Here is a 21,776-nt window from a genome sequence, read left to right as displayed (position 1 = left end):
CCCCGACCCTCAGCCGCGCGATGCGCTGCAGGCCGGCGTGCAGCAGCACCACGGCCAGGAGGCAGCCCGCGAGCGCGGGCAGGAGGGAAATTCTCCGGCGGACCGGGAGGGGAAGGGGCACGGGCGGGGTCTTCTCAGTCGGCGTGCCCGGGGCACGGTGAACGGCTCACGGGGCCCGGTCGGCGCTGCCGCGGTGCGGACGTCGGCGTCCGGTTCCCAGCATGACAGTAGCACCGGGGCGGCGCCCCGCCGGCCGGCGGCTCACCCGATGAGCCGGCTCCGGACGAGGAACCGCTTCCCCTCGGGCGCCTCGAGCGAGAAGCCCGAGCCCCTCCCCTGCACCACGTCCACGGTCAGGTGCGTGTGCCGCCAGTACTCGAACTGCTCGCGGCTCATCCAGAACTCGATCTCGCCGAGGCGGGCCCCGGCGTCGTCGTCGAGGTCGAAGACGCCGAGCAGGACGTCCGAGCCGCCCGTGCGGAACTCCCCCGCCGAGAAGCACATGGGCGAGGAGCCGTCGCAGCACCCGCCGGACTGGTGGAACATCAGCGGCCCGTGGAGGTCCCACAGCAGCCGCAGCAGCTCCACCGCGGCCGGGGTCAGCGCCACCCGGGAGTCCCGCTCCCCCTCGATCGCGGGGCGGGACTCCAGGGCGGCCGGGGCGGCGTCGTCCATCAGAAGAACCCCTGGGCGTCCTCGGAGTAGCTGACCAAGAGGTTCTTGGTCTGCTGGTAGTGGTCCAGCATCATCAGGTGGGTCTCCCGCCCGACGCCGCTGGACTTGTACCCGCCGAAGGCCGCGTGCGCCGGGTAGGAGTGGTAGTTGTTGACCCACACGCGCCCGGCCTGGATCTGCCGGCCCGCGCGGTAGGCGACGTTGCCGTCCCGGGACCAGACGCCGGCGCCCAGCCCGTAGAGGGTGTCGTTGGCGATGCACATCGCGTCGTCGTAGTCGGCGAACGTGGCCACCGAGACCACGGGCCCGAAGATCTCCTCCTGGAAGACCCGCATCGAGTTGTCCCCGCGGAAGATGGTCGGCTCGACGTAGAACCCGCCGGCCAGGTCGCCGTCGAGCTCCAGGCGGCCGCCGCCGGTGAGGACCTCCGCGCCCTCCTGCCGGCCGATGTCCAGGTAGGACATGATCTTCTCGAGCTGGTCGTTGGAGGCCTGGGCGCCCATCATGGTCTCGGTGTCCAGCGGGTTGCCCTGGACGATCCGCTTGGTCCGCTCCACCACGGCGTCGAGGAAGTCCCCCGCGATCGACTCCTGGACGAGCGCCCGGGACGGGCAGGTGCAGACCTCGCCCTGGTTCAGCGCGAACATCGTGAAGCCCTCCTGCGCCTTGTCCCAGTAGGCGTCGTCGCGGGCCATCACGTCCTCGAAGAAGATGTTGGGGCTCTTGCCGCCGAGCTCCAGGGTGATGGGGATCAGGTTCTCCGAGGCGTACTGCATGATCAGCCGCCCGGTGGTGGTCTCGCCGGTGAACGCGATCTTGCGGATCCGCTTGTTGGAGGCGAGCGGCTTGCCGGCCTCGGCGCCGAAGCCGTTGACCACGTTGAGCACGCCCGGGGGCAGCAGGTCCCCCACGAGCTGCATGAGCACCATGATCGAGGCCGGCGTCTGCTCCGCGGGCTTGAGCACGACGGCGTTGCCCGCCGCGAGCGCCGGCGCCAGCTTCCACACCGCCATGAGCAGCGGGAAGTTCCACGGGATGATCTGGCCGACGACGCCGAGCGGCTCGTGGAAGTGGTAGGCGACCGTGTCCTCGTCGATCTGCGAGAGCCGGCCCTCCTGGGCGCGGATGGCCCCGGCGTAGTAGCGCAGGTGGTCCACGGCGAGCGGGAGGTCGGCGCCGAGGGTCTCGCGGACGGCCTTGCCGTTGTCCCAGGACTCGGCGACGGCGAGCTTCTCGAGGTTCTCCTCCATCCGGTCGGCGATGCGCAGCAGGGTCGCGGCTCGCTCGGCCGGCGTCGTCCTGCCCCAGGCGGGGGCCGCGGCGTGGGCGGCGTCGAGGGCGGACTCGATGTCCTCCGCCGTGCCGCGGGCGATCTCGCAGAACGCCTGGCCGGTCACCGGGGTGACGTTCTCGAAGTAGCGGCCCTTGGCCGGGGGGACCCATTCACCCCCGATGTAGTGGTCGTAGCGGGAGTCGAAGGTGATGAGCGATCCCTCGGTGCCGGGGTTCGAGTACACGGTCATGCGGTGTTCCTCCTCGTGTCACGCGCCTTTGCGTTGTCCTGTGAGTCTAGTCACGGTGAAAGGAGGGGTGCCAGGGGCCGCGCCGTCGTGACACGCGCGGTTCGCGTTCCGGCACGCGCTGGAGGCTTTCGCGTTGCGCCAGACACTCGCTCGGAGGGTCTCGCGCCGCGCCGGGCGGGTGCTCAGGGATTCTCGCGTCGCGCCGGGCGGTCTCGCGTCGCACCGGGCGGGTGCTCAGAGGCTCTCGCGCCGCACCAGACGCGCCCCGAGCGGCCCGACGTCGGGGGTCCCGCGCCCCTCGAGGGCGGCGAGCAGGCGCTCCGCCGCGACCCGCCCCATGACGGCACCGGGCAGGGAGATGCTGGTCAGCGCGGGCGCGGTGATCGCGGAGGAGGGCAGGTCGTCGAAGCCGGCCACCCCGAGGTCCTCCGGCACGCGCACCCGCGCCTCCCGGGCGGCGGAGAGCACGCCGTAGGCCAGCGTGTCCGCGGCGCCGACGACGGCGGTGGCCCCCTCGCCCCGCCACCGGGCCAGGTGCCGCGCGGCCGCCGAGCGGGCGCTGTCGACGTCAAGCTCGGCCCGCACCTCGTCGCCGAGCAGGCGCAGCCCCCTGGCGGCCAGCGCCTCGCCCAGGAGCTCGCGGCGCTGGCGGAAGGTGGCCGAGCGGGTCGCGGCGTCCAGGTAGGCGACCGTGCGGTGGCCGCGCTCGGCGAGCAGGGCGGCCAGGTCCCGGACCGCGGCCGTGCAGTCGTAGGTGACCGCCTCGGGGCGGCCGGCCATGCCGGGGGCGTCGAGGAAGACCACGGGGCAGGCGGCGCGGGGCGCTGGGCCGGGACAGCCGGTGGGACCGGCCGGGTCCGCGTCGCCGGCCGGGTCCGCGTCGCCGGCCGGGTCCGCGGGGCCCGCCGGGTCCGCGGGGCCCGCCGGGTCCGCGGGGCCCGCCGGATCCGCGGGGCCCGCCGGCCCGCGGGACCGAGTCGGCCATCCGAGTCGAGGCCCGCGACCGGGTCGGAGCCGCCCGCGGGCGCGGCGAAGCCGGCGTCGGGGGCCACGACCAGGAAGCCGGCCGGGCGCAGGCCCGCCGAGCGGCGCAGCGTCTCCGGGCCGGGCTGCTCGCCGCGCTCGGTCACCGAGAGCATGAGCCGGTAGCGCCCGCCCAGCGCGTCGCGGACCGCGGCGATCATCTCCGAGTAGTACGGGTTCCACAGGTCCGGGGCCACGAGCACCACGAGGTCGCCGCTCCCCCGCGCCAGCGCGCTCGCCGAGTGGTCGACGACGTACCCCAGCTCCTCGACCGCCTCGCGCACCCGGGCGGCCACGGCGTCGGAGACCCGCCCGCGGTGCTTGCCGTTGACCACGAGCGAGACCGAGGAGACGTTCGTGGCGGCGCGCGCAGCGACGTCGGCGGCGGTGACGCGCGGGACCGGGGCTGTGACGGGGACCATGGACCGACTCTAGCGACCCCGTCAATTGACATCAAGCGCTTGATGTGGTGGATTACGGGAGACATCAAGCGCTTGACGTACACCGCCCGGCGCGAATCCCCTCGATGAAGCGGAGAATCGCCAGATGGCCGAAAAGATCATCCTCGACTGCGACCCCGGGCACGACGACGCCGTCGCCCTCCTCCTCGCCCACGGCAGCCCGGAGATCGACCTCCTGGCCGTGACCACCGTGGCCGGCAACCAGACCGTGGAGAAGGTGACGCGCAACGCCCTGGCCGTGGCCCGCATCGCCGGGATCGCGGACGTGCCCTTCGCCGCGGGCGCGGAGCGCCCCCTGATCCGCGAGGTCGAGGTCGCCGAGAGCATCCACGGCGAGAGCGGGCTGGACGGCCCCGAGCTTCCCGAGCCGGTCCTCGCCCTGGACGAGCGGCACGCGGTGGACCTGATCGTCGACACCGTGATGGCCCACGGCCCCGGCGAGGTGACCCTGGTGCCCACCGGCGCGCTGACCAACATCGCGCTGGCGGCCCGGAAGGAGCCGCGGATCGTCGAGCGGGTGAAGAAGGTCGTGCTGATGGGCGGCGGCGTGCACGAGGGCAACTGGACCCCGGTCGCCGAGTTCAACATCTTCATCGACCCGGAGGCCGCCGACGTCGTCTTCTCGGCCGGCTGGGAGGTGGTCATGGTCGGCCTCGACCTGACCCACCAGGCGCTGGCCACCCCGGAGGTCGCGCGGCGCATCGCGGAGGTGGGCACCGGCCCGGCCGCGTTCGTCGGCGAGCTGCTGGACTTCTTCGGGCAGACCTACCGGGACGCCCAGGGCTTCGACTCCCCGCCCGTGCACGACCCCTGCGCGGTCGCCCACGTCATCGACCCGACCGTGGTCAGGGCCGTGCGCATGCCGATCCAGGTGGAGACCTCCGGGGCCCGCACCCTCGGCATGACGGTCGCGGACCGCCGCGAGGAGGCGCCGGCGGGCTGCCGCACCTCCGCCGCCCTGGAGCTGGACCACGCCCGCTTCTGGGACCTGGTGGTGGACGCGCTGCGCCGCATCGGCGAGACGCCCGACGCCGGGTGGTCGCCCCGGGCGCGCGACGACGAGTCGTCACCCCGGGAAGGCGTCGACGAGTCGTCGATACCGGCGTCCGACGACGAGCCGTCAGCCCGCGAGGGCACCGACGAGTCGTCACCCCGCGAGGCGGCCCGCGCCGTCGCCGAGCAGGACGCAGCACCCCAGCAGAGGCCCGCCGAGGGCGGCGCGGCACAGGACCGGACGGAGAGCCGAGCATGACCGATTCCCAGACCCCGCGCGCGGGCGGCGCCGCCGAACCATCGCGCACCACCCGCCCCACGCGCTCCGCCGGCTCCGCGAGCCCGGCCGCCTCCGCGGGTCCCTCCAAGGGCACCGTCGCCGCGCTGACCGCGGCGCTGCTGGCCGCCTGCGTGGCGTTCCAGCTCAACGCGAGCATGCTGAGCCCCGCGCTGGTCACGATGGCCCGCCAGCTCAACACCGACGAGTCGACGATCGGCCTCTCGCAGACCCTCTTCTTCACCCTGGCCGCCCTGTTCTCCCTGTTCCTCCCGCGGCTCTCCGACATCTACGGGCGCCGGCGCGTGCTCATGGGGATGATGGCGACCATGCTGGTGGGCAGCGTCGTCGCGGCGCTGGCCGTCAACGTGGGCATGCTCTTCGCGGGGCGCATCATCCAGGGCGTCACCGGCCCGGTGGTGCCGATCTGCCTGCTCATGCTGCGGCACGAGATCTCCGACCCGCGCCGCTACGGCGCGGCGATGGGCCTGATCACGGCGGTCAACGGCGGCATCGCCGGCGTCGACGCGCTGCTGGGCGGCTGGCTCGCGACCCACTTCGGCTTCCGCTCGCTCTTCTGGGTGATCGCGGGCGTGACCGTGGTGGCGCTGGCCATGCTCGCGAAGTGGGGCGTCGAGTCGCGCCCCTCGCGCGGCACGCGCATGGACTGGTTCGGCGTGATCCCGCTCGTCGTGTCGGTCGCGAGCATCCTGACCGCGTTCAACGAGGCCGGCAAGCTGGCCGAGGCGAGCTGGCCGGTGGTGATCGGCGGCGTCGTCGTCGCCTTCGCGGCCTTCGGCGTCTTCCTGGCGGTCGAGTCGCGCATCCGCGAGCCGCTCATCCAGCCGCGCCTGCTCGCGCGACGGGCCACCTGGGCGCTGCTGCTGACGACGCTGCTCACCATGACCGGCGTGTTCGCCGCCGTCAACGGCCTCGTGATGTCGCTGGCCCAGAACCCCGACGCCGGGTTCGGCCTGGAGGCGGACTTCGCCTCGCTGATCTTCCTGACCCCGTACGCGCTGGTCGGGTGGATCGTGGGGCCGTTCTCGGGGCGGCTGGCGCCCGTGCTCGGCTACCGGCGGATGCTGCAGATCGGGCTGGTGGGGACCATCGTGGCCTCGGGCCTGATGGGACTGGTCGGCGTGCGCTCGCTGCCGGTGCTGATCGCGGTGACCGTGCTGATCGGCATCACCTACGCCGGCATGGGCAACATCATGCTCAACGGCCTGGGCATCGTGCTCTCCCCCGCCTCCAACCCCGGGTTCCTGCCCGGGCTCAACGCGGGCGCGTTCAACCTCGGCTCGGGGCTGAGCTTCGCGCTGCTGCCCGGGCTGCAGGTGGCGCTCACGGCGTCGACCGGCTCGGCCCTCACGGGCTACTCCGGCGGCATCCTGCTGGGCACGGTCCTGACGATCCTCGCCTTCGGCGTGTCCTTCCTGATCCCGCGGCCCACGCAGGCGGAGGTCAACGCGGCCTCCGCGTGAGGCCCGCGCGGGGCGCCCGAGGGAGGCGCCCCGCTCCCGCGAGAACCGCTCCGGCCGGTCGATCCATGTGATCGGCCGGCCGGAGCGCTACGGTGGGCCGATGAGCCTGACCCTCGTCCCGGCCGTCAGCCCCGCAGGCGGTGGACGTCGAAGCCGACCGCGCGGGGCACGCCGGCGGCCTTGCCGGTCCCCGCGAGGATCTCGGGGATGAAGTCGGCGGGCTTGGGGTGCCAGGGCAGGTCGGCGAGGTAGGCCTCGTGCGCCTCGAGCGAGGCGACCGCCCGCGCTTCGGCCTCCTCGTCCACGGCGACGTAGTGGGTGGGGGCGCGGCCGGTCAGCAGCAGCCAGGTGGCACCCCACGGCTCGAGCTCGTCGTCGGAGGTCAGCTCGGGGAAGACCCAGCGGTTGTCGGCGTCGCGCACGGCGTCGATGGCCGCCAGCCCCGCGGCGCGGTGGTCCGGGTGGTCGATGCCCCAGCCCACGAAGAGGTCCCCGGAGCCGGCGACCACGGCGTCGGGCCGGTAGCCGCGGATCTCGCGGGCGATGGCGCGCCGCAGCGGCAGCCCGTACTCCAGGGTGCCGTCGGGGAAGTCGAGGATCGCGAGCCGCTCGATCCCGACGGCCTCGCCCGCCCGCCGCTGCTCCTCGGTTCGCAGCGGCCCGGCTTCCCGCGGCGGGCGCTGCATCCCGGCCTCCCCCGCCGTCAGCAGCAGGTAGCCGACGCCGATGCCGCGCGAGGTCCATCCGGCGACTGCGGCCGAGGTCCCGTACTCGATGTCGTCCGGGTGCGCGACGACGAGGAGGATCCGCTCGATCCCGGTCTCGTCGAGCGGCTGTAGGCCCGGGGCCTGCTCCTCGTCCCGCCCCTGCTCATCCTGCTGCCCCGCTGTGTTCTCGCTCATACTCCGAGACTAGCCAACGGCGGCCCCCGAGCGCAGGCGTGTCCCCACCCGGGAGCAGAGGTTTCCCACCCGGGTGGAAATGCGTCCCGATGCGGGAGAAGGCGTGCCCCCGCACCGATGGAGGAGCGTCCCCACCCCGATGGAAACGTGTCCCGGCACGTGAGGCGCGCGCATCGGACAGGTGCCCCGACCGCATCGCCCCGCGAGATCGACCGTTCCCCACCGCCCCGCGCGCGGGTATCGTGGCCTGTCCCGGGCACTCCGCGCCATGACTTCTCGCCCCTTCCACCCGCCGCCAGAGAGGACCCCACCCGTGTCACAGTCCCACGAGTACCTCCGCAGCGTGACCGTGGGCGGCCCACCGACCGCCGGGACGACCGTCCGCCTGGTCGAGTACGACCCTGGATGGCCCGGGCTCTACGCCGCCCACGAGGCGCGCATCCGGCGGGCCCTGGGTCCCCGGGCCCTGCGGATCGAGCACGTCGGGTCGACGTCGGTGCCGGGGCTGGCCGCGAAGCCGATCCTCGACGTCGTGCTGACCGTGGCCGACCCGGCCGAGGAAGACGACTACGTCCCCGCCCTCGAGGCCGCCGGCTTCGCCCTGCGCATCCGCGAGCCCGCGTGGCACGGCCACCGCCTCCTGCGGCCCGCGGACCAGACCGTGAACTTGCACGTCTTCGGGGAGGGGTGCCCGGAGATCGAGCGCATGACCGCGTTCCGGGACCGCCTGCGCGCCCACCCCGAGGACCGTGCGCTCTACGAGCGGGCCAAGCGCGCCCTGACCGCCCGCACCTGGCGCTACGTCCAGGACTACTCGGACGCCAAGGACGACGTCGTGCGCGAGATCCACCGCCGGATCGCAGCGGACGCGGCCGGCTGAGCGGACGCCCCGCCCCGTCCCGCCTTATCACGCGCGAGGCCCGCCGCCGCGCACCGCCTACTCGCCGGGCTTCTCCCCGTGCCGCGCCTCCCGCTCCTCGAGCTCCGCGGCGTAGTCGGGCACCAGGCCGCTCTGGTCCCGCGGCGGCCGCTCGTACCCACCCGAGGCGGGCCGCTCCGGGATCACGATCGGCTCCCGCTCGACCACCTCGTACGGGATTCGGGAGAGCAGGTGCGTGATCATGTTGATCCGCCCGCGCCGCTTGTCCTCGTTGTCGACCTCGTACCAGCGCGCCTCGGGGATGTCCGTGTGGACGAACATCGTGTCCTTGGCCCGCGAGTAGTCCTCCCACTTGGTGATCGAGAGGACGTCGTTGGGGCTGAGCTTCCACCGCCGCATGGGGTCCTCGTTGCGGGAGCGGAAGCGCTTCTCCTGCTCGACGTCGGAGACGCTGAACCAGTACTTGAACAGCATGATCCCGTCCTCCACGAGCATCCGCTCGAACAGCGGCGCCTGGTGCAGGAAGCGGTGGTACTCGGCGTTGCTGCAGTACCCCATGACGCGCTCGACGCCGGCCCGGTTGTACCAGGACCGGTCCATCAGCACGATCTCCCCCGCCGCCGGCAGGTGCGCCACGTAGCGCTGGAAGTACCACTGCGAGCGCTCCCGCTCGGTGGGCGTGGGCAGCGCGACCACCCGCGTGACGCGCGGGTTGAGGTACTGCGAGACGCGGCTGATCGTGGAGCCCTTGCCCGCGGCGTCGCGCCCCTCGAAGATCACGACGACGCGCGCCCCCGTGGCCTGGACCCACGCCTGCATGTCCACGAGCCGGGCCTGGAGGTCCGCGAGCTCCCTCTTGTAGATCTTCTTCGACAGCCGCTGGGTCATGATCCGCTCCCTCGGGGTGGATGGTTGACGCGAGCTTAGCAAACCGCCGCAGAGGGGGTGGGCTCGGTACTGGGTTCCATCATGACCATCGAGCAGTCGATGGGGTCCCTTTCGCGGCCCGACGCATCACGTCGGTTCAGACAATAAGAGGGTGCCCCGGAGAGCCCGGGGCACCCTTCAGAGGAAGGAGGTGGCGATGACTTCAGCAATGGACATCATCACCATTCTCCTGGTCCTCCCGCCCGCGGTGCTGTCGACAGCTCAGCTGATCGACCGCTTCCGGGACAGGAGGTAACCAGGAGACGGGGCATCGGCCTTGACCACCGGTGTCCCGTTCCTTCCTCCATTATCCCCACCGGCCTCGAACGGCTCAAGGCTCAGGGCACCCGCTGTCGAAGAGCTGGCACGCGGTGGCCTCGTACAGCCACGCGCGGTAGTGCTCCGCCGTCCAACCCCGCCCCCGGCGCAGGAGGTGATGCACGTGGGGTGAGGCGAGCGCGAAGGCGGCGTCCGCGGCGTCGTCGGCCGCGAGCCCGGCGCGCAGCTCGCCGCGATCTGCCAGACGCTCGCAGAACCGCCGCCACAGGCCGTGGGTCGCGCGCTCACCCTGGTCCATGAGATCGCGCACGGCGGGGTCGGCGGCCGCGGCCTCCAGGCCGACGTGGATGAGGTCCCCGGCCCGCTCGAGCAGGTCCGTCCCCAGCACGACGACGGCCGCGAGCGCCGCCCCCGGATCCGGCAGGCCCAGCGCCTCGGCGACCTCCGGCCGCCCCGGCACCGGCTCCTCCCGCTCGTCCCCCGCCGTCGCGACCCCGAGGCACTCCGCGTACAGCTCCGCCTTTCCCGGGAACGCCGCGTACACCGTCCGCTCGCCGACGCCGGCCTCCTCAGCGACCCCTCGCATCGACGTCGCGGCGTAGCCCCGCTCCACGAAGAGCCGGGCGGCCGCGGTGCGGACGGCGGCCCGCGTCTGCGCGGAGCGCAGCTCCCGGACGGCGGAGCGGTACGGACGCTTGACACCCTCGACCACCGGGACCATCCTTGCTTTAGATGCAGTATTACTGCATCGAATACTATCGAAGGTGATCGTCATGGACCAGCCCCGCCTCACCGGCATCAAAGGCGTCAAGATCCCCGTCAGCGACCTGACCGCCTCCCTGGCCTGGTACCGTGCCGTGCTCGGCGCCGAGCCGTCGCTGGAGTTCCCGGACGAGGACGGCGTCGTGCGCGGCGTCGCCTGCACGCTCCCTGGGCTCGAGGAGGGACTCGCCCTGCGGGAGAGCCCCGAGCACGCGGCCGGGGCGCGCGGGTTCAACCCGGTGATCTTCCGGGTGCCGGACCGCGACGCCGTCGCCGCCTGGATCGAGCACCTCGACCGGCTCGGCATCGACCACTCGCCGCTCGTGGAGGCATCGATCGGATACCTGGTGGCCTTCGACGACCCGGACGGGATCGAGCTGCACGTCTACTCGGACGAGGCCCACGGCGAGGACGTCGCGGGGCGCGCGGGGTACGGCCGCGCGGCCGGGGGCTGAGGGTGATGGTGCGGGCCGCGGAATCCCCCGACGAGTCCGCTGAGCGAACCAGGGGCGGGCGAGGCCGGGGCGGGGCGGACCGGGAGGACCAGAACCGTGGCGGGCCGGAACGGGATGACCGAAACCGGGACGGATTGGACCGGGACGACCGGGAGCGCCTCGGGCGGGACCGGGGCCGGCCGGAGCGGGGCGTCGAGGACCTCGACCGGCTGGCCGAGCGGTGGCGGACGGCCCCGGACGGGACGCGGCGCTTCGTCCCGTCCTTCGATCCGGACTCCGGCGGCGTCGAGGCCCGGATCCTCCTGCTCATGCAGTCCCCGGCCCGGAGCACCGTGGCCGCCGGGGCGCGCGCGGTGTGCAGCGAGGACAACCCGGGACCGACGGCGTCGGCCCTCCGCCGCGCCCGCGAGGAGGCGGGGGTCCCGCGCGGGCTGTGCCTGCGCTGGAACGTCGTGCCCTGGGCCCTGGAGGGCCGGCCCGGGCGGGCCGACCTCGAGGAGGGGCGGCTGGCGCTGGGCGAGCTGATCCGCGCGCTGCCCGGGCTCCGGGCGGTGGTGGCCTTCGGCGACCCGGCCCTTCAGGGGGTCATGCGGCACCTGACGCTGGCCGAGGACGCGGAGCCGCTCCCCGTGCTGGGCGTCCCGCACCTCTCCCCCGCCAACGGCCACCACCGGGCCGAGCAGCACGTGCGCGCGGTCCGGGCGCTGCGGCTGGCGCACCGCGCGGCGTCGTGAGCGCCGCGCGCCTCACGCCTCCCGCACCGCCCCGAGGATCTCGACGAGCCGCTCCGCCACCGCCTCGGGCGCCGAGAGGAACGGGTGGTGGCCGGTCTCGAGGTCGAAGGACGCGGTAGCGCGGGCCGCGTGGCGGCGCTGCAGCGCGAGCGAGGTGCTGCCGTCCCGGACGCAGACCAGGTAGGTGGAGGGGACGCCCTGCCAGGCGGCGCGAGTGGTCGGCGTCGTGAAGGCCGCCGCCGACTGGGCCGTGACCCGCTCCCAGGCGCCCCGCCGCGCGGCGTCGTCGTCGAGGTCCTGCCAGAACCGCCGGCCGAAGGTCTCCGGGTCGTATCCCGCAATGCGCAGCGCGCCGTCGGGTCCCGGCTCCACGACGACGGGGTCCGGCTCCTCCGCCATGATCTCGGCCTGCGAGGTGCCCGCCTCGGGCAGGTAGGAGGTGATGTAGACGAGGTGGCGGGCGGACGGGTGGTCGGCGCCCTCGGCCATGACCGTGCCGCCGTAGGAGTGGCCGACGACGACCGCGCCGTCGGACTCCGCCAGCGCACGGCGCAGGGCCGCGGCGTCCTCGGCGAGGCCGGGCGCCGCGACGTCCCCGGCCGGGCCCGGCACCGCTGCGTCCTCGGCGGGATCCGGCGCGCCACGGTCGCCGCTGCCCCCGTCGAGGCCCGGCGCCCCGGTCGCCCCCGCCGGCGCCCGACGCGGCGGACCCGGCGCCCTCGACCGCCGCGGCGTCGTCCTCCCCGCAGGACGGCAGGCCCACCGCCCGGCTGCGGACGCCGGTCTCCCGCTCCACGATCTCGGCCACGCGGCGCCACCACCAGGCACCGTCCCGGACCAGGGCCCCGTGCACGAACAACAGCTCCATCGCCCTACCGCCTTCCCTCGATACCGCGCGATCGCGGCGTGCAGATGCGTCGAACATAGCACCGGCCGGGCCCGCGCCTCAGGACGCGCGGGAAGCCGCGCGGGCCAGCCGGCCCACTGCCTCCACCACGGTCTCCGGCGCGCAGGCCAGGTTCATCCGCGCGAACCCCCTCCCCTGCGCCCCGAAGGCCGGCCCGTGGGACAGCGCGACCCTCGCGTGCGCCAGCGCGTGCCGGGCGGGGTCCTCGCCCCACCCCAGCGCCCGCAGGTCCAGCCACGCCAGGTACGACGCCGCGGGCCGCCGCCAGCGCACCTGCGGCAGCTTGGCCGCGAGCTCGCGCTCCAGGACGTCCGCGTTGCCCTCGATCCGCGCGATCGCCGCGTCGAGCCACCCGCGTCCCCGGGCGAACCCCTCCCGGGTGGCGATCGCCCCGAGGTGCCCGGTGCGGAACGAGACCTCGTCCGGCAGCGCGCGGATCATCGCGGCCATGCGCTCGGAGCCCGCCACGAACATCGCGCACTTCAGGCCGGCGAGGTTGAACGCCTTGCTCCCGGACTCCGCCGCGATCCCGTGCTCGCGCGCGGCGTCGGACACGGTCAGGTACGGGGTGAACTCGACGCCGCGGTGCGTGAGCGGCGCGTGGATCTCGTCGCTGACCACCGCCGCGCCGTGCCTGGCGACGATGCGGGCCAGCTTCGCCAGCTCTTCCCGCGAGTGGACCAGCCCCACGGGGTTGTGCGGGTTGCACAGCAGCACGGCCCGGGCACCGGCGGCGAGTGCGCGGTCGATGCCGGCCAGGTCCAGCCCGTACCGCGCGCCGTCGTCGGCCAGCGGCACCTCCACCGCGACGCCGCCCGCCTCGGGGACGAGGTCGTAGAAGGGCGGGTAGACCGGCGGGGTGACGACGACGCCGTCCCCCGGGGAGATCAGCCGGCGCAGCGACTCGACGATCACCACGCTCACGTCGGTCGTGTACGCGATCCGCTCGACGTCGGGTTCCCAGCCCCACGCGTCGCGGGCGTAGTCGGCGAAGGCCCGGGCGGGGCCGGCGTCGTGCGGGTTGGCGTAGCCGGTGTCGCCGCGCGCGACGCCGTCCCGGAGCGCCTCCTGGATCGCCGGCGCGAGCGGGAAGTCCATCTCCGCGACGAACATCGGCAGGACGTCCTCGGGGTACACGCTCCACTTCTCGCTCGTGCGGCGGCGGAGGGCGCTCATGGGGTCGACGGTCAGCGGGTCGGCGGCCTGCGGGTCCCTGGTCGGCGGGACGGTGGGCCGACGGTCGGCGGGCGGAGGCCCGGGCGGCGGGGACTCGGGTCGAAGCGGATCGGACGGCGTCATGGCGGGGTCCCTTCGCGGTCGGGTGGGCCCATTCTCGCACCGGTGCCGCGCGGGGCCGTGCGGACCCGCCCGGGCGGACCCGCACGACGCCGTGGGGATCCCGCTGAGCCGGGCCGACCCGACGCCGTCGCGGCCGAACCCGGTCAGACCCGCCCGGCACCGTCGCAGCCGGACTCGGTCAGACCCGCCCGACCCCGTTGTCGTTCAGGGCGTTCTCCAGCAGCTTCGGGATGTCGTAGGCGAGGTGGTCACCGATGATGGTGAGGGTCCTCGTCTTCGTGAACCCGGCCCGGCGGTAGGCGCCCTGGCCCTCGGCGGCGGCGGCCGTGGCCGACCAGGTCGGGGGGCTCGTCGCGCCCACCTGGTCCCGGTTGCCCACGACCCACCGCATCGGGATCTGCTTGAACGCGGCCGCGGGGCTCGTGTCCATCCCGTAGCAGCCGCCGCCCCCGATCATGACGGCGCCGCCGCCCTTGATCCAGCTCTGCCGGTCTGCGAACACCTCGTAGGTGATGAACTCCGCGCCGCCGGAGTAGCCGCAGAACCACAGGCGGGTGGCGTCCAGGCCGTGGGTCTTGATGAGGTGCTGGGCCAGCGCGCGGAACCAGTTGCCGTTGCGGTCGATGTCCTCCCACCACGTCATGCCCTCGTCGCTGGTCTTCTTGTCCGTGGATATGGCGCCGACCAGGATCATGTTGCGCCAGTTCGCGTGCTCCGCCATCTTCAGCATGTCCCGGTGCCCGGGGTTGTGGATGCGCGAGTTCTTCTTGGTCTTGTGGTCACCGTCGAAGTAGAAGACGGCGCCCACGCGCTTGGACCAGTCGACGCCCTTCGCGTACACGTGGTACTCGCTGGTCACCCCGGCGCCGCTGGTGAAGCTGAAGTAGGTGCCGTGGGGGTGGGCCTTCGCCGCCAGCGCGGGGGCGCTGCCGATGGCTGCGAGTGCTGCGCCGGCAGCCACGGCGGCGAGGGCGCCACGTCGACTGATCGTCATGGGGATGTGTCCTTTCCCGGTGGCGCCACCCGCGTCGCGCTCCCCGGTGACCACGACGCGGCCGCTGGGGCGCCTCTGTCAGGTGCGATGGTCGACGAGGAACCGGGCTCGCCGCGGTGATGGTGACGGCCCTTCAGGGTCGCCGGGAGACGGACGTGGGCGCTCGATCATTTCCCTGCGCGCCGACGCCGAAGCTGGCTCGCGGTGGCCAGGACTCGTCGCCCCTCACCGCATCGCCTCTTGGAGCGTACCGATTGGTGTACTGATGAGTATCAATCTTGAGTATCGAGCCCTTGTGCTTTCTCCCACCACCGCCCTACGACCGCCGGATACCCCTTCCGACCTCTGAGTCGACACCGGGCGCTAGGGGCTGGCGGACGTACGGATACAGGGGAAACGGGCGCTCCATCGGCTCCCTTCACTCAGGGCCCCGGAGGCGCAGCCACATAAGTACTTCACGTCGCAACAAAAGACGGAGAGGGAGGCACTGTGTATAAGATCACAGTGCTATCAATACCGCCCAGTAAACGCACAGGATGAGTGGCCCCATGAGCATGCCTCCTCAAGACCCCCATCGGCCCCCGCAGGGACAGCAGCCGATGAACGGCCACTACCCACAGCAGGGCTACTACCAGGAGCCCCCGAAGAAGAAGCGCAAGAAGTGGCCCTGGATCGTCGGGATCATCGCGGTGCTCGTCCTCCTCCTGTTCGCCGGATGCGGCGCCCTCATCTACGGGGCAAGCACCTCGATCAACAATGCCGTCGAGAACGCGCCGTCCCAGTCCGAGGCGTCCACGCCGCCTCCCGCCGAGACCGAGACCCCAACCGCCGAAGAGACCCCGGTGGACGCCCTTCCCTCGCCTGGGGCACCTGAGCTGGAGCTGCCCACCTTCGCCCCGCCAGAGGAAGGCACTGACTCGAACCCGGAGTCCGGCACTCCCGCGGAGTCTCAGGCCGCACTGCGCAAGGCGGAGAGCTACTCGGACACGCTGCACATGTCCAAGGCCGGCCTCTACGACCAGCTCACCTCCGAGTACGGCGAGAAGTTCTCCGCCGAGGCCGCCCAGTACGCCGTCGACAACATCACGGCCGACTGGAACGAGAACGCGCTGAAGAAGGCGGAGAGCTACTCGGACACCATGCACATGTCCAAGGCGGGGGTCTACGACCAGCTCACCTCGGAGTACGGCGAGAAGTTCACGCCCGAGGAGGCCCAGTACGCGATCGACACCATCACGGCGGACTGGAACGAGAACGCGCTGAAGAAGGCGGAGAGCTACCAGGAGAACATGTCGATGTCCCCCGACGCCATCCGCGACCAGCTCGTCTCCGAGTACGGAGAGAAGTTCACCCCGGAGGAGGCGGACTACGCTATCCAGCACCTGAGCCAGTAGTCTCCGGCTCCTGGGCATGCATCGGCCCATCGCGAGGAGGCTCCCCCGCCGGGGAGCCTCCTCGTCTCCGAAATCTGTCCGATGACGGCGGCCAATCCGCTCGGCTGATGTTTTGTAAGGACCCTGCCAGGAACATCGACATTATCCGTCGCGACGCGATGGGGAACACGAGGCGAACGGATCGCAGCCTCGGCTCGCCCGTTGTCCTGCACCGACATCGCCACGGTTAGCCCGATGTCGCACGGACGGGCTGTGCCGCAAGGGCGGGCTGATTTTTGCTGACATCGTGCTAGGTTCGAGTCACTCCATCCCCCACGCCTCTCGACGATGCGCACATGGGAGATTTTCTGTGCCTCGAGAAGCGAGAGCGCCGATGTCAGCTCGGAACGCTGCTCGGAGCCGCGTCCCCGAGGTCCCTGCGCTGAGCGCATCGTTCACCATGCGGAAAGCGGGGCGATGGTCCGGAAGACCACGATGCTCATGTACGATCTCCACCGCCCAACCCAAAGAATCTCTCGAAGAATCGGGTCAGCTCTCCCACCACGCGCTTCTTCTTCTCACCATGGCCGGCATCGCGATTGAAGCGGGACACCGGGGGCAAGATCTTCGTGATCTCCGTTCCGGTCGTGCGGATCTGTCCATCGCGAAAGGCGGCCTCGATAAATGCGCGTGTCGACTCGGGTTTGAGCTCCTGATCCTCGATAATCGCCTCCAGCTCGGCGTCGCGCTTGGCATCCACGTACTCTTGCCATTGCCGGTCCACAGAGCCATCTACCGAGACTGATTCGACGAAATCTTCGACCAGGTCCCGCTTGCTCCGGAGGCTCGGACTCGCGTCGACCGCCCTCGAGATCTGGGCACGGATCTCCTTGTCCTCCCCGTCACCTCGCTCAGCACGCATCTTCTCGACCAGCATGAGAATGTAGTCGACGTTGATCTCGACCTGCTTGACCAGTTCGATCTCGAAGATGACGTCCTCATTGATGCTTTCCTTCTCCGCCTTCGCCTCGGTGCGGAAGTCGGCGTACAGGTTGAGGTAGACGCTGCGGTAGTCCTGATGCTGGCGTTCAGTCAGAAGGTCTTGGCCCTCGAAGTCGTCGAACTCCGTCAGGATGTTCTGTAGGCGGAGCACCGCGCCGAATAGGTTGATGAAGGCCTTCTGCTCCTCCTCCCCCACGATCTGCTGGCCCAGTGGGAAACGCCGCAGGAGCTCGCCCACCTTCTCGGAATAGTCCGCGTAGTACTCGCCGTAGGACGGCACGATGACGACGCCGCGCGCGTCTTTGTTGCCAAACAACTCGAGAGCCGCGTTCGTCTCCTTCTCGAGATCACGGAAAACGACGATGTTGCCGTGGCGCTTGACGGAGTTCAGGATGCGGTTGGTGCGCGAGTACGCCTGGATGAGGCCGTGCGTTCGCAGGTTCTTGTCCACGAAGAGTGTGTTCAGCGTCGTCGCATCGAAGCCGGTAAGGAACATGTTGACCACGATGACCAGGTCGATCTCGCGGTTCTTCATCCGCTGCGACAGGTCTTTGTAGTAGTTCTGGAACCTGTCCGCGCTGGTGTCGTAGCTGGTCCCGAACATGCCGTTGTAGTCCTGGATCGCGTCCTCCAGGAAACCGCGGGCGTCGTCGGCGAGCAGGTCGGTGTCGAACGCCTCGTCGGCGAGGATGCCGTCGTCCGCGGCGTCGTTGGCCCCATAGGAGTAGATCAAGCCGACCTTCAGCTGCTGATCCGGTGCGAGCTGTTCCTGCTGAAGCTGGAACTGGTTGTAGTAGCGCCGGGCCGCGTCGATCGAGGCGGTCGCGAACAGCGCGTTGAAGCCGCGGACGCGTTTCCGCTGCTTCAGTGCCTCGACCTGGCGTCGCGTGCGCGTCGATTCCTCGACGTTGGTGACCACGGAATGCTCGTAGCTGTGTCGGCGCTTCGTCTTCTGGTCGAAGTGCTTCAGGATGTACGCCGTGACCTCGCCGATCCGACGCGGGTCGAGCAGGGCCTTCTCGCGGTCGATCGCCGAGATCTGCTTGTCGTCGGGGTTCCCGATCCTGATCGTGTTGATGTAGTCGATCCGGAACGGCAGGACGTTCTTGTCCGTAATCGCGTCCATCACCGTGTAGGTGTGCAACTTATCGCCGAAGGCCTGTTCTGTCGTCTTCAGCAGGGGGTTGCCGCCGCTGCCCGAGTTCGCGGCGAAGATCGGCGTGCCGGTGAAGCCGAACAGGTTGTAGCGCTTGAACGCCCGTGTGATGTCGGTGTGCATGTCACCGAACTGCGAGCGATGACACTCGTCGAAGATGATCACCGCGTGCCCCGAGAACACCTCGTGTCCCCTGTTCGCCTTGATGAACGTCGAGAGCTTCTGGATGGTCGTGATGATGATCCGCGCGTTCGGGTCCTCGAGCTGCTGCTTTAGGATCGCCGTTGAGGCGTTCGAGTTGGCCGCGCCCTTCTCGAAGCGGTCGTATTCGCGCATCGTCTGGTAGTCGAGGTCCTTGCGGTCGACGACGAACAGCACCTTGTCGACACCAGGCATCTTCGAGGCCAGCTGAGCCGCTTTGAACGATGTGAGCGTCTTGCCCGAGCCCGTCGTGTGCCAGACGTACCCGCCAGCGTCGACGGTGCCGAGGGTCTTGTAGTTGGTCGAGATGTCGATCTTCTGCAGGATCCGCTCGGTCGCCACGATCTGGTAGGGGCGCATCACCAGCAGGTCGCGGTCGGCGGTCAGGACACAGTATCTCGTGAGGATGTTGAGCAGGGTGTGCTTGGCGAAGAACGTCCGAATGAAGGCCGCCAGTTCCACGATGGGCTTGTTGTTCGCATCAGCCCACCAGGAGGTGAACTCGAAGGAGTTGCTCGACTGCTTTCTCTTAGCCGCGCCCTTCGCCTGCTTGACCTCGCTCAGGCGCTTCGCGCGCGTGCTGTTGGAATAATACTTGCTGAGGGTGCCGTTGCTGATCACGAACAGTTGCACGTACTCGAACAATCCGGAGCCCGCCCAGAAGCTGTCGCGCTGGTAGCGGTCGATCTGGTTGAACGCTTCGCGGATGTCCACGCCACGACGCTTCAACTCGACGTGCACCATTGGGAGGCCGTTGACCAGCACCGTCACGTCGTAGCGGTTGGCGTAACTCGCGCCGCCCTCGCCCCGGCCGATTTCGTACTGGTTGATGACCTGCAACCGATTATTGTGGATGTTCGTCTTGTCGATCAGCGAGATGTTCTTCGTCGATCCGTCGTCGCGCTTCAGGATCTGAACGTGGTCCTCCTGAATCCGTACGGTCTTGTCGACGACGCCGTCGTTCTGGCCGGCGATCGCGGTCGTGAAGAAGGTCTCCCACTCGGCGTCCGAGAACGTGATGCCGTTGAGCGCCTCGAGCTGGGCACGCAGGTTCGCGATCAGCTGCGCCTCGGAGGTGATGGGCAGGTACTCGTAGGCCTGGGTCTTCAGCAGCCGGATCATCTCCCGCTCGAGCGCCGCCTCCGACTGGTAAGCCGAGGTCTCCACGGCCTCGGGGACGTACTCGGCGACGACGGTGCTCTCGGAGGAGATCGCGATCGGGTCGAACTTGCGGGCGCTCCTCTGGGTCATGCTGATAGCTCCTTGAAGGTCAGGAGGCGGTCGCGGTAGTGCTCGTACTGCTTGCGGCGCGCAACGAGCTCGGCAGGAAGACCGACGCTCATATCATTGGTCAGGCTCTCGAAGTGGTCAAGTAGTTCGATAACCCTTTCCTGCGCATCGAGTTTTGGAACGGGCAGTTTATAATCCCAAAGTTTCCGACTGTCGAGCGATGCCACTGAGCCGCCCGCACGTCGCACCCGACGCAAAATATCCGACCGATAACCACGAATCGCATGGAACAAATAGCGAGCCCGTATACCAGAGGCAGCCGTCACGGCCTTCATGTCTTGGTTTAACGTAGCAGAGCGAGATAGATAGGCTACCGGCAATGTATGATTGAGGATGCTTGATCGGGCAACAATCGCAATGGCATGGGTCGGTACTAGTTTCGTCGCCGAACCAGCTATGGCTTCTTCCGTAATATGGTCTTCTGTGTCCACAATGGTAGATACGGCCATATCTTTCGGCGAAATCCAGGGGATCGATCCATCGGTCCAGTACTCAGATTTGGATTTAGAAGGCGTTCCACCGCCATACCAATGTCCAACGTCTCGCAATGCAACCATACTTGCGCCCTGCAATATCAGGTCATCGAATAAAGAACTCATGTAGTAGTGATACTGATCGCGTCGGACTTCCAGCTCCGCCTCCAGCTCCGCCTCCAGCTCCATTTCCAGCTGAGTGAAATGATCTAATATTAGAACAATCTCACGCTGGACCTTACGAGGCGGCACGGGAATTTTGATCTTAGCCAAAGAAGCGGCGGATATGCGTCGGACTTTTGTACCAGAGATGAATCGTCGCTTCTGGTCGTGGAACATCGTCGACTGGAAGAAGTAGGCCATGTACTTCGGTTCCAGCGTATGACGATAGATGTAAGCATCGCCGCTCAAAACGACCTCGGTGTCGCCGACCCATGCAGTCGCCTTGGCTACGGCGTCGTTGTCCTCGCTCGTAGTCGCAATCAAAAGATCACCAGGCTTTGCATGGCGGAGCTTGGCAGCAATCATCTCATCGGTGAAAGACTTTGACTGCTCCGCCCAAACGCCGTAATAGGTATGGATCTGCCCGTAATGAACAGCAGGAAATCCTTGCTCCCGCAGATCCGACTTCTGCAGTCCACTGCCGCGGATGAATTCACCAACGTCGCCTAGTGGCTTGTACTCCACCCCATCCGGGCACATCTCTCGAACTAGTTCGTCAATACGGCTCATGCGAAGAAGTCCTCGTCGATTTCGACCACCTCATAGGTCTCTTTGATTTGTACGCCCACGCCATAGCGAATCATGAGGTCGGCAAGGCGCTTGCCGTCGATCAGGATAATCCGCGTCGGCACGTTCTCCGCGTAGACACGCGCCCCATCGGAGAACCGGCTCGTGGTGAAGAAGACGCCGCTGTCCGCCTTGCCGCTCAGCGCGCCGACGAAGGCCTGCAGGTCGGGGCGCCCGACCGTGTTGCCGTCCTGGTAGCGCTTGGCCTGGACGTAGACGCGGTTGAGGCCGAGGACGTCCTGGTCGATGACGCCGTCGATACCACCGTCGTTGCTGAGCTGGGTCACGCTGCCGGTCCCGGTCGTCCCGCCGTAGCCCATCGCGAGCAGCAGATCGACGACCGCCTGCTCGAAGAAGCCCGGATCCTTGCCCTGCAGCCGCGTGAGGAGCTCGACCGCGATCTCCTCGTGGATGCGCTCGATCCCGCTCTGCACCTGCTCGACCGGTGTCATCGACGATTCCTCAACCGAGGTCCCCGTCGCGGGTTCGTTGGCCGCGCGGCGTCTGGTCGCCACGTATTCGCGGATCGGCGAGCGAGCGTCCTCGCCGAGCGCCTTGACGTCACGTTCCTTGACGCCGTCGGGGAACAGCTCGACGAGCTCCCGGCCCGCGTCGGTGATCCGATAGTGACCGCGCTTCGGCCGCGTGAGGGCGCCGACGTTCGTCAGGAAGGAGACGCCCCAGCCGATGCGGTTCTTGTACGTGAGCTGGCTGCCGGACGGGAGCATCTCCCTCTTCTGCTCATCGGTGAGCTGAGCCTGCTCGGCCACGAGGGGCTGGAACTCGCGCCAATGGCGGGTGACGCCGTCGCTCATCACCTGGAGCGTCGGGGTCATGAAGCCTTCCCAGTTGGGCATGTCCGTCATGAGCGGGTGCCCTCGGTACGAGCCTGTCGGGACCTCCGACGGGTTGCCGTC

General features: G+C 69.7%; 17 protein-coding genes and 1 pseudogene. 6 read left to right on the top strand and 12 right to left on the bottom strand.

The annotated features are described in order from the left end of the window. Nucleotides 1-261: 261 nt before the first annotated feature. The 3 genes from NBM05_RS04610 to NBM05_RS15575 form a co-directional block, all read right to left on the bottom strand. On the bottom strand, nucleotides 262-675 hold the full coding sequence (locus tag NBM05_RS04610) for a DUF779 domain-containing protein (protein ID WP_254165452.1): 414 nt from the start codon (nucleotides 673-675) through the stop codon (nucleotides 262-264). Continuing rightward, on the bottom strand, nucleotides 675-2,198 hold the full coding sequence (gene exaC / locus NBM05_RS04605; RefSeq protein WP_254165450.1) for an acetaldehyde dehydrogenase ExaC: 1,524 nt from the start codon (nucleotides 2,196-2,198) through the stop codon (nucleotides 675-677). The genes NBM05_RS04610 and exaC overlap by 1 nt, the downstream gene beginning before the upstream one ends. A gap of 234 nt (nucleotides 2,199-2,432) precedes the next feature. Next, entirely contained in the window at nucleotides 2,433-3,002 is a 570-nt protein-coding gene (locus NBM05_RS15575; protein WP_254165449.1) for a substrate-binding domain-containing protein, read from the bottom strand. Nucleotides 3,003-3,767: 765 nt separating this feature from the next. On the opposite strand from NBM05_RS15575, the pseudogene uriH reads away from it, so the two are divergent. Then, nucleotides 3,768-4,703 (top strand): annotated as a pseudogene (gene uriH, locus NBM05_RS04595) (uridine-preferring nucleoside hydrolase UriH); the annotation flags it as partial. Nucleotides 4,704-4,930: 227 nt separating this feature from the next. Next, entirely contained in the window at nucleotides 4,931-6,436 is a 1,506-nt protein-coding gene (gene uriT / locus NBM05_RS04590) for a uridine transporter UriT (RefSeq protein WP_254165447.1), read from the top strand. A gap of 125 nt (nucleotides 6,437-6,561) precedes the next feature. Here uriT and NBM05_RS04585 read toward each other — a convergent pair whose 3' ends face one another. Then, nucleotides 6,562-7,338 carry a PIG-L deacetylase family protein gene (locus NBM05_RS04585; protein WP_254165446.1) on the bottom strand — a complete coding sequence of 259 codons (777 nt, stop codon included), beginning with the start codon at nucleotides 7,336-7,338 and terminating at the stop codon, nucleotides 6,562-6,564. Between the two features lie 313 nt (nucleotides 7,339-7,651). On the opposite strand from NBM05_RS04585, the gene NBM05_RS04580 reads away from it, so the two are divergent. Beyond that, nucleotides 7,652-8,218, top strand: coding sequence for a GrpB family protein (locus tag NBM05_RS04580; protein WP_254165445.1), 567 nt, complete (start codon nucleotides 7,652-7,654; stop codon nucleotides 8,216-8,218). Between the two features lie 57 nt (nucleotides 8,219-8,275). On the opposite strand, the gene ppk2 is transcribed toward NBM05_RS04580, so the two are convergent. Next, complete coding sequence (gene ppk2 / locus NBM05_RS04575) at nucleotides 8,276-9,106, bottom strand: polyphosphate kinase 2 (RefSeq protein WP_254165444.1); 831 nt, start codon at nucleotides 9,104-9,106, stop codon at nucleotides 8,276-8,278. Nucleotides 9,107-9,476: 370 nt separating this feature from the next. Further along, nucleotides 9,477-10,199: a TetR/AcrR family transcriptional regulator gene (locus NBM05_RS04570; protein WP_254165443.1), complete on the bottom strand. Its 723-nt coding sequence runs from the start codon at nucleotides 10,197-10,199 to the stop codon at nucleotides 9,477-9,479. Here NBM05_RS04570 and NBM05_RS04565 point away from each other — a divergent pair. Together NBM05_RS04565 and NBM05_RS04560 are read left to right on the top strand one after the other, a co-directional pair. Beyond that, nucleotides 10,198-10,641 carry a VOC family protein gene (locus tag NBM05_RS04565; RefSeq protein ID WP_254165441.1) on the top strand — a complete coding sequence of 148 codons (444 nt, stop codon included), beginning with the start codon at nucleotides 10,198-10,200 and terminating at the stop codon, nucleotides 10,639-10,641. The genes NBM05_RS04570 and NBM05_RS04565 overlap by 2 nt on opposite strands. Nucleotides 10,642-10,775: 134 nt before the next feature. Next, nucleotides 10,776-11,375 carry a uracil-DNA glycosylase family protein gene (locus tag NBM05_RS04560; RefSeq protein WP_254165438.1) on the top strand — a complete coding sequence of 200 codons (600 nt, stop codon included), beginning with the start codon at nucleotides 10,776-10,778 and terminating at the stop codon, nucleotides 11,373-11,375. A 12-nt stretch (nucleotides 11,376-11,387) separates the two neighbouring features. Here the strand turns inward: NBM05_RS04560 and NBM05_RS04555 are convergent, their stop codons facing one another. The 3 genes from NBM05_RS04555 to NBM05_RS04545 form a co-directional block, all read right to left on the bottom strand. Further along, the gene (locus NBM05_RS04555) at nucleotides 11,388-11,987 is read right to left on the bottom strand and encodes an alpha/beta hydrolase (RefSeq protein ID WP_254165436.1); all 600 of its coding nucleotides are present in this window, start codon (nucleotides 11,985-11,987) and stop codon (nucleotides 11,388-11,390) included. Between the two features lie 334 nt (nucleotides 11,988-12,321). Continuing rightward, a complete protein-coding gene (locus NBM05_RS04550) occupies nucleotides 12,322-13,458 on the bottom strand; it encodes a MalY/PatB family protein (RefSeq protein WP_254165434.1) in 1,137 nt (378 codons plus the stop codon). A gap of 301 nt (nucleotides 13,459-13,759) precedes the next feature. After that, a complete protein-coding gene (locus NBM05_RS04545) occupies nucleotides 13,760-14,575 on the bottom strand; it encodes a hypothetical protein (RefSeq protein ID WP_254165432.1) in 816 nt (271 codons plus the stop codon). Between the two features lie 599 nt (nucleotides 14,576-15,174). Here NBM05_RS04545 and NBM05_RS04540 point away from each other — a divergent pair. Beyond that, nucleotides 15,175-15,969, top strand: coding sequence for an Ltp family lipoprotein (locus NBM05_RS04540; RefSeq protein ID WP_254165430.1), 795 nt, complete (start codon nucleotides 15,175-15,177; stop codon nucleotides 15,967-15,969). Between the two features lie 478 nt (nucleotides 15,970-16,447). On the opposite strand, the gene NBM05_RS04535 is transcribed toward NBM05_RS04540, so the two are convergent. Genes NBM05_RS04535 through NBM05_RS04525 form a run of 3 tightly spaced genes read right to left on the bottom strand, consistent with a single transcriptional unit; the run spans nucleotide 16,448 to nucleotide 21,716 of the window. Next, nucleotides 16,448-19,558 carry a type I restriction endonuclease subunit R gene (locus NBM05_RS04535; protein WP_254165428.1) on the bottom strand — a complete coding sequence of 1,037 codons (3,111 nt, stop codon included), beginning with the start codon at nucleotides 19,556-19,558 and terminating at the stop codon, nucleotides 16,448-16,450. Further along, entirely contained in the window at nucleotides 19,555-20,802 is a 1,248-nt protein-coding gene (locus NBM05_RS04530) for a restriction endonuclease subunit S (protein ID WP_254165425.1), read from the bottom strand. The genes NBM05_RS04535 and NBM05_RS04530 overlap by 4 nt, the downstream gene beginning before the upstream one ends. Continuing rightward, nucleotides 20,799-21,716 (bottom strand): restriction endonuclease, encoded by a 918-nt coding sequence (locus tag NBM05_RS04525; RefSeq protein WP_309248113.1) that lies wholly within the window; start codon nucleotides 21,714-21,716, stop codon nucleotides 20,799-20,801. The genes NBM05_RS04530 and NBM05_RS04525 overlap by 4 nt, the downstream gene beginning before the upstream one ends. Between the last annotated feature and the right edge of the window lie 60 nt (nucleotides 21,717-21,776).

It is taken from the genome of Rothia santali (genome assembly GCF_024199905.1).
Lineage (GTDB): Bacteria > Actinomycetota > Actinomycetes > Actinomycetales > Micrococcaceae > Rothia > Rothia santali.
This window is presented reverse-complemented; position numbering and strand designations above follow the sequence as displayed.